A 471-nucleotide genomic window follows, 5' to 3' on the forward strand; every position below is an offset into this window, starting at 1 on the left:
ACCTCGCTCTGCAACAGGTTCTGGATCGCCATCATGGTGCCGGCGATCGAACTGGGGCAGCTGCCGCACGCACCCTGGTAGCGGATCATCAGCGTCTTGCCGTCGAGGCCCAGCACTTCGAGGCCGCCACCGTCACCGGCGAGCGCCGGTCGCACGCGGTCGTCGAGCAGCGCGTTGATCTTTTGCAGCACCACGGGGTCGCCGCCCTGGGGCAGGGACGCGAGCGGATTGGCCTTGGCTGCCGCGGGCGCACCGGCCATCTCTTCGTCGTCGGCGATGTGGCTCTCGAGCATGCGGGTGATCTGCTCGGCCACCGCGCGCCAATCGGCCTTGGCCGTCATCGTCACGGTGACGAAGTTGTCGCAGTAGAACAGGGTGGTCACACCGGGGACGGCGAACAGGCCCTGCGCCAGCACGTCGTGGCGCGCGTCCTCGGGCTTCTCGTAGTGGACGCTGCCGCCCGGCTTCGCG

Annotated in this window: 1 protein-coding gene; it reads right to left on the bottom strand. The window is 69.0% G+C overall.

Translation table 11 applies throughout. The features are described from left to right. Positions 1–471: NifU family protein (locus tag I6F37_RS38910; RefSeq protein WP_225154209.1), on the bottom strand; the 471-nt coding region annotated here is incomplete at both ends.

This window comes from Bradyrhizobium sp. NBAIM08 (genome assembly GCF_020193935.1).
GTDB classification, from domain to species: domain Bacteria; phylum Pseudomonadota; class Alphaproteobacteria; order Rhizobiales; family Xanthobacteraceae; genus Bradyrhizobium; species Bradyrhizobium yuanmingense.